Below are 14,328 nucleotides of genomic sequence, written 5' to 3' on the forward strand. Positions count from 1 at the left end.
AGTTCAGCCAGGTAAGAACGCACTTTCGGGTAAGCTCCGGAGGTGGCGGTTGGCATGCAGGCAGACCAGGACACGGTGGCGACGACCCGTGAGCGGCTTCACGTCGACTGCGCGGGCGCGGAGATCTTCAGCCACGTCACCAGCCGCTGGGGCATGCTCGTCCTGGCCGAACTCCTGGACGGCCCGCAACGCTTCGCCGCCCTGCGCGACCGCATCGACGGCATCAGCGAGAAAATGCTCTCCCAGAACCTGCGCGACCTGGTCGCCGACGGTTTGCTCACCCGCACGGTGGAACCGGACACCCCACCCAAGGTGAGCTACCAGCTGACCCCGCCGGGCCGCGAGCTGGCGGAGAAGCTGTACGCGGTACTGGAGTGGATCGGCCACAACCTGCTCTAGGCGACCCCGTCCAGCTCAGCCGGCACTTCCCCGTCGCCGGACGCACAGGCCACCCCACGCCGGATCGCGGCATGCAGGATGGGCGCCGCATCCGGGCCCAGGGTGTCGGTGATGGTTCCGGCGGCCTGTTCCAACAGGGCCATGGCGTGCTCCCAGTTGTCGGTGAGGCTGCGGTAGAGCTGCGGCAGCGCGAGTGCCGGATGGGTGTTCAGCAGCAACGGGAACAGGCGGGTGAGCACTTCGTCGCGTTCGCCCCTGGCGAAGGGATCCCGCTCGTCCAGGCGGAGGGCTTCGGTGTGCAGGTCGGCGGGGTCGACCAGGTCAGCCAGCGGTGGGGACAGGGCGAACTGGAGCCGGGTGACGGCGCGGGTGGCCGGCGGGCAGTCGCGGGTGGCGGCGAGAGCTTCGACGGCCAGGCCGCGGAGCTGGGCGAGCAACGCGGGGATGGGGCCGGGTGTGCCGAGCTGCTCCGGCCAGAGGTACGCGCTGGTGGCCGCGTGCGCGAGCAGTCCGGCGGCGGCGGGCAGCCGGGGCGTGCCGAACAGCGCCCGGATCTTCACCGCGAAGCCCGGGTCGCCTGCGGTCAGCTCGGCCAGCGCGGCGTAGAGCGGGTCCTCGATCCGCGGCGGCGGCGCGGGCCTGCGGCCGGTCCGGGCGGCGAGGCGCCGCTCGTGCCCGGCGGCGGTGGCCCGCAGGATGTCGGTGAGCAGCGGATCCCCGCCCTCGGGCGGTGCGACCATGGCCACGGTCGACTGGTGCACCTGCTGGAAAGGCGGGAACGGTCGGCTGGCCGCGGCGTGCTCGGCGGAGGCCACCGCGGCGAAGGACAGGTGGAAGGCGTAGGCCAGGTAGTGCGCGCCGCTCTGGTCAAGCAGGTGCAGGGCCGGATCCGCCTCATACGGCATCAGCCGCATCGCCACCTCGAACCGGGCGCGGTGATCCGGCCGCAGGTAGGCGAACCCGTAACGGTCCTGATCCGGGATCAGCCACTCGTACGGCTCGATCCGGCCCAGCGCCTCGCCCACGGCCGCCCAGGCCCGCTGCGCCACCTCGATCGGCTGGTACCTCACGGCCGAGCGGAACAGCGCGGCCAGGCCGACAGCGCGTTCGCCGGGATCGGTGAGCGAGCCGACCAGCGCGGTGGCCCGAGGCAGGTTGGTGTCCGCGATGGTCTCGGCCAGCACCCGCACCGTGCGCCCCCAGCTGTGCGGATTGCCGATCGACCTGGACCCGGGCGCCATCGCCCGGACCACCTCGGCCGGATCGCGGTGGAAACGGCGTTCGCGCAACCACTGCCAGTCCCGGCTGTGGTTGAACTGGTAGGCGATGTTGCTCGCCCACTCCAGCGAATCGGCCGGGGCGCCGGTGGCCCAACGGCACGGACCGTGCGACCGCTGGTCGACCAGTGCCGGGGCCTGCCCGGTGCCACGCAGGATCTCCGCCAGGATCACCTCGGCCTCGCAGTCGGGCTGGCCCTCGGCAATCCGGGCCAGCACCGTCCACCGATCGTCGGCCAGGAACGACCAGCGCACGTCAGTCATTCCCCTGGCCAAGTCCAACGCCGCGGCCAGGTCGTGCGGGGCCAGCGCGACGGCCAGCGAACCGAGATCCCCCTGATGCCGCGACTCCTGCATCGAGCCAGGGTCCCCTGTCGGCCTCACCGCGCCCCGAGCCCGCTCCAGCAACCGGCGCGCGGCAACCGGATCAAACTCGGCGAGCACCCCACTGGCCTTGCGCATGGTCCACACCGTGCTGTTCCAGGCGACCACCCGCTCCACCAACCCCCGAGCCCGGTCCACCTCACCCCAAGCCCCCAGCACACCAGCGCCCCGCAACACAGCGCTGTCCACAAACCCCCCGATCTCCAACGATCCCAACCGATCCAACAACCGATACCCAACCCCCCGATCCAACCCAGGAACCATCGCCGCCGCGACCAACCCCTCGGCCAGCTCCCGCTGCGGCCCGTACTCCCCCTCCGCCGCCGACTCAGCCTCAGCCACCAGCCGCCCGAGATGCTCCCGAGCCCGCTCCGGCTGCAGCACCGACAACCGAGCCAGCCCCACCAGCCGTTCCCCAGGCAAAACTCCGTCCAACTCACCCACCGCCGTGGCCAGAAGCTCCCGCGCCGCAACAGGATCCAGCCGCTCCGCCAGATCAAGCCAATCCCCCACCCGACCACTGCGCAACTGCTCAACCAGTCCACGCGCGACCGCCGGTTCCGCCGCCGCAGCAGCGGCCCGGTACACCGCATCCGGCGCCCAAACCCGGTCCCCCTCCTGACCGCGCTGCGCATGCGCCCACAACCGCAACGCCCGCGGCAGGTCATCGGCCGCGAACTCCAACGCGACCTCCTCCAACGGCAACAGCTGAGCCGGATACCCCCGGCTGACCTGATCCGCCGGTATGGTCAAAGCCGTCTCCACCAACACTTCCCGCAGATCCACCCCACTCTGCCGATGAATCTCCCGAGCACTCTGGAACTGTTGCAACGAGGGCGGCAACGCCCACAACTGATCCAGCGCCTGCCCAACCCGCCCCAGCCGGGCAAGCAACCCCAGCACCGCCGGCGTCAGCCCCCGCCCGGTACGGCGCAGCTGCCGCCGCAACACCCCCAGGTACAACGTGGTCGGCAACGCACTGCCCGGCTCCGCCCCAGCGATCACCCGCTCAGCAACGACTTCCACCCACCGGCCGAAATGCCGATCCCCGCCAAAAGCCGCGACAATGGCCCGCCGCGACCCAGGACAAATCAGCTCAACAGCCCGCCCCGCAACCGCCTCCCCCGCCCGCGTGACGTGCTCAACCAGGTGCAAGAGGCCATACCGATCCACCGCGGACCAGTCCAGCGAACCCCAATCGGACGCGCCACCGCGGTAATGCCGGGCAATCCGCTCATGCCATTCGGTCTCATCGACGGCGCAATCCGGATAGTCCCGATGCGCCTGCACGCTCACCAGGAACTCCCCCACCGAGCTGTGGTAAAGACTGATCCGCCCCGCTTGCCCGGCCGCGCCCTCCGCCAGTAACCAGCGCAATCTGCCCAGCACGGCCCGCACCACCCGCGGCCACACCCGAATCCCGGCCAGCGCACCAAGTTCAGCCACCGTGAGCGGTTCCCGCGCAACGGCGAGCACCCCCAGAATCGGCTGCCCAACCCCCAACCAGGCATCGGTGAACCGGTCGTCGGGCCCGGTCGGCTCGCGGATCTCCACCATGCCCAGCCGCTGCAGATCAGCCCGCGCGGTCTCGATGAAGAACCCGTACAACCCACTCAACCCAGCCGGCACACCCGCGAGCCCCACCAAACGCTCGGCCAACGCCGGTTCGGCCTCGACCAGCGCGCGGGCATACGCGGCGAGGTAGAGAAAGTTCCCAGCCGCCCGGCCGACCACCCGCCGGTGAAACTGATCCAGCAACTCGCCCCGCCCCGCCACCGCCGTGACGATCGGCTCGGTGCTCAGCACAGTCGCCGCGTAGGCAAGCAGATCGGCGGCCACCTCCCGTGACCCCGGCTCGATCGGCACCTCGATGAGCTGACGACCGGCGCGCAGCGGCGCCAACGCGGCATGCGGACGCGAACTCAGCACCAGCCGCACGTTCGACGGCAATTCCGGCCCACGCGCGAGCCAGTCCAGCACACTCGCTCCGGCGAGTTCATCCAGCGCGTCAACCAGGATCACGATCCGCGCCGCCGGATCCAGCGCGTGCAACGCCGCCGCCGGGTCCAGCAACGCCAGGTGTGCCAGGTTGTCCGGCTCCAGCAACCGGGGCTCCAGATTCGCCCGCCCGATCTCCACCCCGCTGACCACCCCGGCGACTCCGCCGAGCTGCTGTTCCACCTGCAACACGGCGGTCCGGTGAAATGGCGAGGCGGTGAGGTCCTCGATCTGGACGCCCACCACCCGCCCACCCTCGGCCACGTTCTCCACTCGCTGCCGCACCACCACCGCGAGCCGCTCCGGCTGGAAGATCTCCGGTCGCCACCGCGCCAGCTGATGCCCCACAGCCAGCAGGAACGACTGGATGTCGGTCCCCTCCACCGCGGTCCGGCTGTCCCGCCGCACGAAGTACCGCGCCCACTCCGGATGCGCCACCGCCAGCCCCGCCAGCAGGCTCGTCTTGCCCGCGCCGGGTTCCCCCGTCACCAGCACATGCCCGCGGTCAACGGCCCGCTCCACCGCGTCCCGCAACCAGCGGCGGTCCACAAACCCCGCCCCGGTGTGCTGTGCCACCACCTCCGCGAAGCCGCCGTTCACAATCTCCTCCAGCCCGCCACACCCACGGGTCTAGGACCACTGCGCCTTGTCGACCAGGTTTACCAGCTCCGCCCCTGCCGCGAAGCGCTTCGCGTTCTCCAGCAACACCGCGAACCGCCTGCTGTCCGCATGCGGTCCGACCCCGGCCACATGCGGGGTCAGCAGCACATCCGTCCGCCGCCACAACGGATGTCCCGCGGGCAACGGCTCCTGCTCGAACACATCCAGCGCCGCCCCAGCCAACCGTCCCGCGTCCAACGCCGCCACCAGGTCATCCAGCCGCACGGTGGCACCCCGCCCGATGTTGACCAGGTACGCCGAAGCCCGGAACAACGCCAGCCGCCGAGCGTCAACCAGGCCCTCGGTCTCCGGCGTGTGCGGCACGGTCAACACCACCACATCCGCCTCTCCCAACGAGGAGTCCAACTCCCCCGCCGGCCGCACCTCGGCAAACCCGGCAGGCAGGTCGACCCGCCGCCGATCAACCCCGATCACCCGGGTGCCGAAAGCAGCCAGCAACCGCCCGATCTCACTGCCCAGCGCGCCAACCCCGACCACCAGCGCACTCGCCTCGGCCAACGGCAGCACCGCGGTCGGCGCCCAGTCCGGCGCCCACCTCCCCGCGCTCTGATCACGCACATACCTGGGCAACCCACGTGCCAATGCCAGCACCAACGCCAACGCGTGCGCCGCCACATGATCGGTGTAGGTGTCCCGCATATTGGTCACCTGCACCGGATGCGCGATCAACTCCGGGTGATAGAAGCCCACCGGTGGCCCAGCCTGCGGCGCCTGCAACCAGCTCAACCGCCGAGCGTGCCGCAGCAACTCGGGCGACAACGCCCCGTACACCGCATCCGCCACCCGCAGCGCGGCCACGGTGTCCTCGGCCGTCTCCGGCCGCAGGACCCGGATACCGGGCACGGCCTCGGCCAGCCGCGCGGGCCAGCCGAGGGTTTCATCGTTGTGCGGCGGAACCAGCGCCAGGGTGAAACTCATGGCAGACATCGTCGCCGCTGGACACCCTCGCCACCAGCTCAACCCGGCGGGGTTCCGGGCCGATGGTGCTGGCCCGGGTCAGGCCCATGCCGCCGCCGATGCTCGGGCTTGGCCTGTTCGATGGTCGTCTTCTCGGCTCCCCCTGCGGATGCTCAGTCGTGCAGCAGGCCGAGGTCTGGGGGCACCAGGGTGGTGTTCTCCATCAGTTCGCGGATGAGGTTGTGGTTGAGCGTGTTGCCGATGGGTTCGCCGACCTCCTCTCTGGTCAGGCCAGCCACGCCACCGCGGCTGAGCCGATCGCGAACACCCACGATCAGGTGTTCGACCTTCTTGTGCGTCCACTTCTCCCCAGGCCGGATCTCGTTGAGGTGTTCAGCGGCCTGCCGCCAGGACAGCGGGTTCGGGTACAGCTCGTGCAACAGGTAGCGCTGGCCGAGGACGACCAGAGCCAGCTTCTCGGCGGGCGAGAGGGGCCAGGTGTGCGGCGGACGGGTCGAGGCGCCGTGCTGGGTCAGGAGTTCCTCGCCGTCCGTGGCGCGGACATGCACCTCCAGCAGGTGTTCGCGGCCGCTGGAGCCGCGGATGAACAGCGGGGTGTACCCGGCCGCCAGCGGAATCGGCTCGTCCTGGTTGAACAGCAGCCGGGCGCCGGGCAACCGCAGCGGCAACCGGCCCAGGGTGCTGATCCACCACTTGTCGCCGTGGTGGGTCAGCGCGCCCTGGTGGCGGCTGATCCGCCGGTCGTGCTCGCCGACGCAGACGTGCACGTCCGGTCGGTTGCGGCCGAACAGGATCTCCCTGCCCTCTCGAGGGCCCACGGTGATCCCGCCGGTCACCGCCAGCACGTGCAGCGTGCCGGGGGCCTCGCCCGCGTGCACTCCCCAGGCCAGGCTGTGGTGCCCGGCCGGGAGATTCTGGCCACCCGCCACCGCAAGCCGCTCCGTCATGTTCGCCTCCTGGCCGGTTGTCGCGTCGTGCCCCACGAGCTTGGCACGGCGACCTTGGGAAGGCTCCCGGGCCGGGTTCGGGAGCCTTCCACCTGGTCAGGCGGCCACGGCGGTCAACAGATCCACCCTGGCGGCGCGCCGGGCCGGCCAGATCGCGGCCAGCACGCCCGCGGTCACCAGACCGGCCAGAGTCAGGACGACCACCGTGACCGGGACCGTGACATCGGTCAGCGCCTGGCCGAGCATGGCGTGCTGCATCACCGCTCCGGAGCCGACACCCAGCAGGACACCCAGGACCGCGCCGAACAGGCAGATCACCACGCTCTCCCACCGGACGGCGGCCCGGAGTAATCGCTGGGTGGCGCCGACGGCGCGCAGTACGCCGAGTTCGCGCACCCGGGACAGCACCGCCAGTGCCAGGGTGTTGACCACGCCGAAGAGCGAGATCAGCACGGCCAGGGCGAACATGGCGTACATGATCACGAACGCCAGCCGCTGGGTCTCCTGGCCCTCGGCCACCAGGCCAGCCTGGTCACTGACGGTGACGTCCGGGCGGTCCGCGAACGCGGCGTGCACGGCGGTGCGGACCGCGGCCGGATCGGGGCCGGTGGCGTAGATCGTGGTGATCTTCTCCCGCAAGCCCGGCGGTGCCTGGGCCTGGTCGAAGTAGATGCTGGCCTGGAGTTCGGTGGCCTCGTACACGCCGGCGACGGTGCTGGCGATGGTCGCCCCATCCACGGTCATGGTGAACGGCTGGCCCAGTCGCAGGCCGAGCATGTCGGCCTGATTGCGGGAGACCAGCGCGCCCCGGCTCAGGTCGGCGACACCGGCGGTGACCTCCGGGGTGAGCACGGTGCCGAAGGCGGCCGGGTCGATGGCGGAGACCCGGCGCTGGGTGGCACCGCCGGGGTAGGCGATGTCGGCGGTCACCTCGCGCACCGTGGACACCTTGGTCACCCCGGCAACCTTGTCCACTGTGGACAGATCGGCCGGTGCCAGGACGGCGTCGCCGCGCTGGGCCGGGCGGATCACCGTGGTGCTGCTGGGCAGGGTGGCCCGGGTGGTGGAGGCGATCAGGTCGGCGAAGCTGGCGCTGAGCGTGGCGAAGGCGCACACCAGGGCCACGCCGATGGCGATCGCGGTGGCGGTGGCCGAGGTGCGCCGCGGGTCGCCGGCGGCGGTGCGGATGCCCAGCCGCAATGCGGGGCCGCCGAACCTGCTCAGTGGGCGCAGCACCAGCGTGGCCAGGGCCGGGGCCAGCAACAACATGCCCACCGCCGCGAGCACGGTGGCGCTCAGTGCGATGATCCTGGGCAGGAGGTCCACGCTGGGGTCCGCGGTGGCGACGACGGCCGCCACCGCGATGGCCAGCACCGCCAGGCCGGCCAGGGTGCGGGCACGGCGGGTGGCCTTGGGTGGGATCGGATCGGTGCGCAGCGCGGCCATCGGGGGCACCTTGGCGGCACGCCGGGCTGGGCCGTAGGCGGCGAGCACGGTGGTGCCGACGGCGACCGCGTAGCCGAGCAGGAGGGCCAGCGGGCCCACGGTGAACTCGATCCGCTCGTCCGGGCGGAGCAGCCGGATGATCAGTGGACCGATGGCGATTCCGCTGATGGCGCCGAGGGTTCCGCCGACCACACCGAGCAGGGCGGCCTCCAGCACGACGGTCCGCCGGACCTGACCGCGGCGGGCGCCGACCGCACGCAGCAGGGCGAGCTGGCGGGTGCGCTGGGTGAGCAACATGCCGAAGGTGTTGGTGATGACGAACATGCCGACCATCAGTGCCACGAAGGCGAAGGGCAGCAACGTGATCCGCAGATCGGTGAGGGATTCGGCGCGTTCGGCCTCGACGGCCTCGGCCAGTTCCGCCCCGGTGCGCACCTGGCGGCCGGGTGCGGCGACCGCGGCCGGGGTGGCACCGGTCAGCTCGACGCGCTGGAAACCCTTGTCCAGCAGGCGTTCCGCCTCCGCCGGCCCGAAGGCGACGGTCGGCTGGTCGCCCTCGCCGAGGGTGCGGTAGTCGTACAGTCCGACCACGGTGACGGGGGTCCATCGGCCACCGGTGAGCAGCACCCGGCTGCGGTCGTCCACATCGAGCCCGGCCAGTGCGGCCTCGGTCCGGTTGAGCGCGACCTCGCCCGGCGCCGCGGGCGGACGTCCGGCGGCCAGGGCGAAGCGGCCGGTGTTGTCCCAGCCGGTGCCGGTCTGAGCCAGGGGCGCGCGGGTCCGGACGAGTTTGCCGTCCGGGCCGGGCAGTCCGGCCTGACCGGTGCGCACCCCGATGGCGGTGACTCCGGGCAGCGCGGCCAGCCGGGCCAGTTCGGTCTCGGGCAACCGGGTGTCCGCACGGTCCGCCTGCACGGTCAGTCCGAGGCCGGTGCGACCGGCCTGGCCGCTGAGCGTGGTCGCGATCGATTCGCTGACCACCCAGGCGCCCACCACCGCGGTGACGCCGAGGGTGATCGCGACCAGGGTCATCGCCACGCGCGCCTTGTGCGCCAGCAGGTCGCGCAGCATTGTCCGCCACATCAGGCGTTCACTCCTTCGAGGGATTTCATCCGGTCCAGCACCCGGTCGGCGGTCGGGTTGAGCAGTTCGCCGACCAGGCGGCCATCGGCCAGGAACAGCACGCGGTCGGCGTAGGCCGCGGCGGTGGGGTCGTGGGTCACCATGACGACGGTGCGGCCCAGTTCGTCGACGCCGCGACGCAGGAAAGCGAGCAGCTCAGCCGAACTGGCCGAGTCCAGCGCGCCGGTGGGCTCATCGGCGAAGACCACGTCGGGGTGGGTCACCAGGGCACGGGCGCAGGCCACCCGCTGCTGCTGTCCGCCGGAGAGCTGGTGTGGCCGGTGATCCAGCCGGTCGGCCAGGCCCACCGCGTCGACCACGGCCTGCACCACCCCGGGGTCGGGGCGGCGGCCGGCCAGCGCGAAGGGCAGGGTGATGTTCTCCAGCGCGGTCAACGTGGGTAACAGGTTGTACGCCTGGAAGACGAAGCCGATCCGGTCCCGGCGCAGCACGGTCAGCTCGTCGTCGGAGAGTTCGGTCAGCTCGGTCTCACCAATCCACACCCGGCCGGCGCTGGGCCGGTCCAGTCCGGCAACACAGTGCATGAGGGTGGATTTGCCGGACCCGGACGGCCCCATGATCGCGGTGAATCGGCCGCGGTGCAGGTCCACATCGACGCCGTCGAGCGCCCGCACGCCCGCTCCATAGGTCTTGGTCAGGCCGCTGGCTCGGACCGCGGTGGGGTGGTGTGTCATGGCGACCACGGTTCCGGAATCGAGGGCTGCGGGCATCGGAGCGTGGCCTGGACTTCGAGGTCCGACCGTGGTCTGGGCACAGGGCCGGAAAGGCTGTTCTGTCAGACCTGGGTATGACGGACCTCGGGCCGATTGCAAGGCCGCGGACCTGTGGCAGGGTGAGGGAATGGCCAGTGTGGACAGTGGTGCCAGGCGCATACACCTACCGTTGTTGGACGCCGTGGTGGCGGCGTTCATCATCGTGCTGTCCGCAACCCTCGCGCTCAACCGCAACTCGCTGCCGCACTACACCGGTCCGGCGTGGGTGGCCTGTGTTATAGCCGCCGGGCTGGGCCTGCCGGTGGCGGTGCGGCGGCGCTGGCCGCTGGGCGCGCTGGCGGCACTGATCCCGTTCTCGGCCGCGGCCGCCCTGCTGGACATCTCCTATCTGGGAATGGTGCCCGTGGGACTGGTCCTGTACACAGTCGCCGCGGTCGCACCGAACCGCTGGTCGTGGACCGGGTTGATCGTGGCCCTGGTGATCACCTGCGGAGCGCTCATGTACAGCGGTGGACCGGTCCTGATCACGCTGCTGCTGAGCATCATGCTGTGGGCGCTGGGCCTTTCGAGCCGGTACCGGCAGCGGGACGAGGCCCGGCTGGCCGAGCAGCGCGAGCAGCGAGTGGTGCTGGGCGAGCGATTACGCATCGCGCGGGACCTGCACGACATCGTCGCGCACAGCATGAGCCTGATCGCGGTCAAGGCAGGCGTGGCCAACCACCTCGCCGAGACCCGCCCAGGCGAGACCAGAGCGGCACTGGCGGTGATCGAGGCGACCAGCCGCGAGGCGCTGGAGGATCTGCGCCGGATGCTGGGTGTGCTGCGGGCGACGGATGGCACGGAGGCCGAACTCCGTCCGGTGCACGGACTTGGCGAGCTGAACGGACTGGCACGCTGGGCCGAGACGGCCGGAGTGACGGTGGAACTGGATGTCGCGGAACTGGAGTTGCCGGAGGGAGTGCAGCAGGCGGTGTACCGGATCGTGCAGGAGGCGCTGACCAATGTGGTGCGGCATTCCGGTGCCGGGCACTGCCAGGTCCGGCTACACGGGGACGACACCGAGGTCGTGGTGGAGGTGACCGATCCGGGTGGCCGGCGGACGCCGGGCGGACCGGGCGGCGGGCACGGGTTGGTCGGGATGCGGGAACGGGTTGCGGCGTATGGAGGGATCTTGAGCACGGGGCGGTTGCCGGGCGGAGGGTTTGGGGTGTGCGCACGGTTGCCGGTGGGTGCGACGGGATGAGCGGGCTGGGGTTCGAGCCGGGGTCGAACGTTGACCGGGCAAGGGGCACAGACGGTGCTTCGACCAGCCGAGCGGGCCACGGCAGGTCGGCGACCAGGTGGGTGGTCGATGGCAGGCAGGAAACCGGGGTTGGGCGGGTGATTGGTTGCTGGGCAACGGATTCAGGGTCGGCGGCGGCCGGTCGGCTGCTACGCGCGGAGCGTGCGACTGACGGTCGGGTGACGGCCGGTGGGCACGGCAGGACTGCGCGCGGACAGGTTGGCGGACGGGCGGTCACTGGACTCGCGGCGGCTGGCAGACGACCGGCGCATCGGTGGGTGCTGGGCGACAGCCGGGCGGCGGACTGTCGGGCGAGTGGCGACCCGCGAGTGCCGGTCCGACGGTCGAGGCGTGCTGGATCTGCGGCGGTGTGCCTGGATCCGGCGAGCAGGGCCGCTTCGGCTGGGCCGGAGACGAGTGGCGGATCGGCTGGGGCGCGCCGGATCCTGGCTGATCGGTCTGCGGCTGTGGGCGCGGCGCGGCTGGTGGTCCCGCTCGTGGCGGCTCGCAGGTGGCGGCTGGCCGGGTTCCTGGGCGGGGCTGGGAGTTGGCGGTGAGTGTTCGGGTTGTGATCGCGGATGATCAGGCGTTGGTGCGCGGGAGTTTTGCGATGCTCGTGGACTCGGCGCCGGGATTGGAGGTGGTTGGCGAGGCTGGAGATGGGGTCGCGGCGGTTGAGGTGGCGCGGCGGGAGAAGCCGGATCTGGTGTTGATGGACGTGCGGATGCCGGAGATGGACGGGATCGAGGCGACCCGGGTGTTGTGCTCGGGGCCGGAGCCGGTGCCTCGGGTACTGATCCTGACCACCTTCGATCTGGATTCCTACGTCTACGCGGCATTGCGGGCCGGGGCCAGTGGATTCCTGCTCAAGGACACTCCGCCCGCCGAACTGCTCAACGCCATCCAGGTGGTGGCGAGCGGGGAGGCGTTGCTGGCGCCCACTGTGACTCGGCGGTTGATCGGTGAATTCGCTCGGCGGCCGGAGCCCGCGCAATCACCAGCGCGGGAACTGGACGGGTTGACGGAACGGGAACGGGAGGTGTTGGCGTTGATCGCCCGCGGTCTGTCCAATGTGGAACTCAGCCAGAGCTTGCGGTTGAGTGTGGCCACGGTGAAGACGCACATTGGGCGGTTGCTGAGCAAGTTGCATGCGCGGGATCGGGCTCAGTTGGTGATCGTGGCGTACGAGACCGGGCTGGTCAGTCCACGATGAGCGGAAGGAGGACTGAACGGGCCAGGGCTTCGTGACCCTTTTGGTTGGCGTGGATGCCGTCGCCGCTGTCGTAGTCGGCGCGGATGGTGTTGGGATTGGCCGGGTCGCGCAGGACCTGGTCGAAGTCGATCACACTGTCACAGGCGCCCGCGCAGTTGCCACCGGCGCGGACGAAGTTGTTGACCTCGGCGCGGTACTGGTTCTGCTGGGGTGAGTAACCGGGACGTGGGGTGATCGGGACTACGTGGATCTTGAGGCCGGCGGCGCGGAGGCGGGTGAAGACCGCCCGGTAGCTATCCAGGATCTGGCCTGCCTGACACCCGAAGGCCAGATCGTTGGTGCCGTAGTAGTAGATCACCGCGGTGACGCCGTGCAGCGACAGGATGTCGCGGTCCAGCCGGGCCTGGGCATCCAGGCCGGCCAGCTGTGGTGGGGTCAGCGGGCAGGTGGCGGCACTGGTGGTGCCGCCGACGCCCGCGTTGGCCACGGCGAGGCGTTCAGCGGGCGGCAGACTCTGGGTGCGGCGGGCCAGGTCGTCGGTCCAGCGGCGGTTGTTGCCGTTGGCGGTGCAGCCGGGGCCGCAGACCGTGCTGCCGTGACCGTCGACGACCGAACTGCCGTAGGCGACGACCGCACCGACGGCCTCGGTGGTGAGCACGTCCACCGCGCTGAGCAGGTAGGTGGAGCCGGTTTTCAGCGGGTACGCGGCGGGGTCGGCGACTCGGTTTCCGCTGCCCGCTGGGGTCAGGTAGTTGTCGCGCAGGGCGGCTTGGTGGCCGCCGGGGCGGGCTTGACCGCTGACGAACAGGCTTACCGCGACGTCGTCCTGAGGGCGGGTTGGCAGCGGGACCGGGTCGCTCCATGCCTCGCCGTGCGGCGGGATGGTGACGGTGGGGCGGGTGTTGAAGCGGACGGGACGGGTGGTTCCTGGGGCTACCGCGCCCTGGCCCGCGCTGATTCCGGCCGCGGCGGCGTTGACGGTCAGCGGGGTGGTGCCGAACTCGTTCTGGACCCGGATGCGCAGAGCCCGGCCGCCCTGGCTGAGGTGGGTGATCATGCGGATGGACTGGTTGTCCAGGGTTTGCGGGGCCAGGGCGTGCTGGGACTGGGCCCAGGAGGTCAGCCAGCGAGGGGCGACCGGGGACGCCGCGGCGACGCCAGGAGCGGCGGGGACGGTCGCGGGGTCGCCGCTGGCGGCGAGGGCGGCGGCTGCGGCGGTGGCGGTGGCAGTGGCGGCGGTGGCGGTGGTAGCAGCGGTGTCGGTGGTAGCGGCGGTGGTGGCAGCAGCGGCAGGTACGGCGGGAGCGGCGGTGGCAGCGGTCGCGGTGGCGGGGGCGGAGGTCGCCGCGACCGCCAGCAACAGGGCTGTGGCCAGGACCGAGAGGCGGGGCATCAGGCGCGTTCCAAGAAGAAATAGAAGTGGTCGCCGGTGGGGGCCAGGACCTGTTTGCCGTTCATGACGCCGAGCAGGGTGTGCTGGTCCACTCGTTTGAAGTGGTCGAAGATGGGTTGGCCGTCGTAGACCATGGTGGCGGTGACCTCGCCGCGGAACTCCACGTTCCACAGGCTCGCTTCGCCCTTGCCCGCCTCGATGTTCGAGTACAGCTCGCCGTGTTCGTCGCGGCAGAGCAGCGGCTTGGCGTCGGTCAGGGAATGGAACTCCTTGCCGTACCAGCCTGCCGCCGCCAGTTGGCCGTTGAGCGGGTGGCCGGTGACAAACTCATCGCCCCGCCAGCGGCCCAGGATCTCGGTGGCGGACACCGTCGGCAGCTCTGCCCACAGCTCGTCCAACTCCGCCGCGGTGACCTTGTCCTTGCGGTCCCGCAACTCCTGGAACCTGACCTGCGCCCGCTCGACGTTCGTCATCCCGACCTCTCCGGTTGAGCGTCCACGATCGTGCCATTCGACCATGATGATCTTGCGGTGT

General features: G+C 70.9%; 10 protein-coding genes. 3 read left to right on the forward strand and 7 right to left on the reverse strand.

The genetic code is table 11. From position 1 onward, the window contains the following. The first annotated feature begins 54 nt into the window (after positions 1-54). On the forward strand, positions 55-399 hold the full coding sequence (locus MZC64_RS37355; protein ID WP_247764390.1) for a helix-turn-helix domain-containing protein: 345 nt from the start codon (positions 55-57) through the stop codon (positions 397-399). Here the strand turns inward: MZC64_RS37355 and MZC64_RS37360 are convergent. The 5 genes from MZC64_RS37360 to MZC64_RS37380 all read right to left on the reverse strand — a co-directional run bounded on the left by MZC64_RS37360 (position 396) and on the right by MZC64_RS37380 (position 9,867). Next, complete coding sequence (locus tag MZC64_RS37360) at positions 396-4,658, reverse strand: hypothetical protein (protein ID WP_247764391.1); 4,263 nt, start codon at positions 4,656-4,658, stop codon at positions 396-398. The two genes, MZC64_RS37355 and MZC64_RS37360, sit on opposite strands and share 4 nt — an antisense overlap. Before the next feature lie 30 nt (positions 4,659-4,688). Continuing rightward, positions 4,689-5,657 carry a D-2-hydroxyacid dehydrogenase gene (locus MZC64_RS37365; RefSeq protein ID WP_247764392.1) on the reverse strand — a complete coding sequence of 323 codons (969 nt, stop codon included), beginning with the start codon at positions 5,655-5,657 and terminating at the stop codon, positions 4,689-4,691. A gap of 152 nt (positions 5,658-5,809) precedes the next feature. Next, complete coding sequence (locus MZC64_RS37370; protein ID WP_247764393.1) at positions 5,810-6,604, reverse strand: FHA domain-containing protein; 795 nt, start codon at positions 6,602-6,604, stop codon at positions 5,810-5,812. 96 nt (positions 6,605-6,700) lie between these two features. Next, positions 6,701-9,133: an ABC transporter permease gene (locus tag MZC64_RS37375; protein WP_247764394.1), complete on the reverse strand. Its 2,433-nt coding sequence runs from the start codon at positions 9,131-9,133 to the stop codon at positions 6,701-6,703. Next, a complete protein-coding gene (locus tag MZC64_RS37380; protein ID WP_247764395.1) occupies positions 9,133-9,867 on the reverse strand; it encodes an ABC transporter ATP-binding protein in 735 nt (244 codons plus the stop codon). Before MZC64_RS37380 ends, MZC64_RS37375 begins: the two co-directional genes overlap by 1 nt. Before the next feature lie 220 nt (positions 9,868-10,087). On the opposite strand from MZC64_RS37380, the gene MZC64_RS37385 reads away from it, so the two are divergent. Next, on the forward strand, positions 10,088-11,149 hold the full coding sequence (locus MZC64_RS37385) for a sensor histidine kinase (RefSeq protein ID WP_247764507.1): 1,062 nt from the start codon (positions 10,088-10,090) through the stop codon (positions 11,147-11,149). Positions 11,150-11,741: 592 nt separating this feature from the next. Then, positions 11,742-12,401 (forward strand): response regulator, encoded by a 660-nt coding sequence (locus MZC64_RS37390; RefSeq protein WP_374205839.1) that lies wholly within the window; start codon positions 11,742-11,744, stop codon positions 12,399-12,401. Here MZC64_RS37390 and MZC64_RS37395 read toward each other — a convergent pair. Together MZC64_RS37395 and MZC64_RS37400 are read right to left on the reverse strand one after the other, a co-directional pair. Then, the gene (locus MZC64_RS37395; RefSeq protein ID WP_247764396.1) at positions 12,388-13,794 is read right to left on the reverse strand and encodes a GDSL-type esterase/lipase family protein; all 1,407 of its coding nucleotides are present in this window, start codon (positions 13,792-13,794) and stop codon (positions 12,388-12,390) included. The genes MZC64_RS37390 and MZC64_RS37395 overlap by 14 nt on opposite strands. After that, positions 13,794-14,267, reverse strand: a complete 474-nt coding sequence (locus tag MZC64_RS37400) for a DUF4334 domain-containing protein (RefSeq protein WP_247764397.1) — start codon at positions 14,265-14,267, stop codon at positions 13,794-13,796. Before MZC64_RS37400 ends, MZC64_RS37395 begins: the two co-directional genes overlap by 1 nt. Positions 14,268-14,328: the final 61 nt, after the last annotated feature.

It is taken from the genome of Crossiella sp. S99.2 (assembly GCF_023094165.1).
Taxonomy (GTDB): domain Bacteria; phylum Actinomycetota; class Actinomycetes; order Mycobacteriales; family Pseudonocardiaceae; genus Crossiella.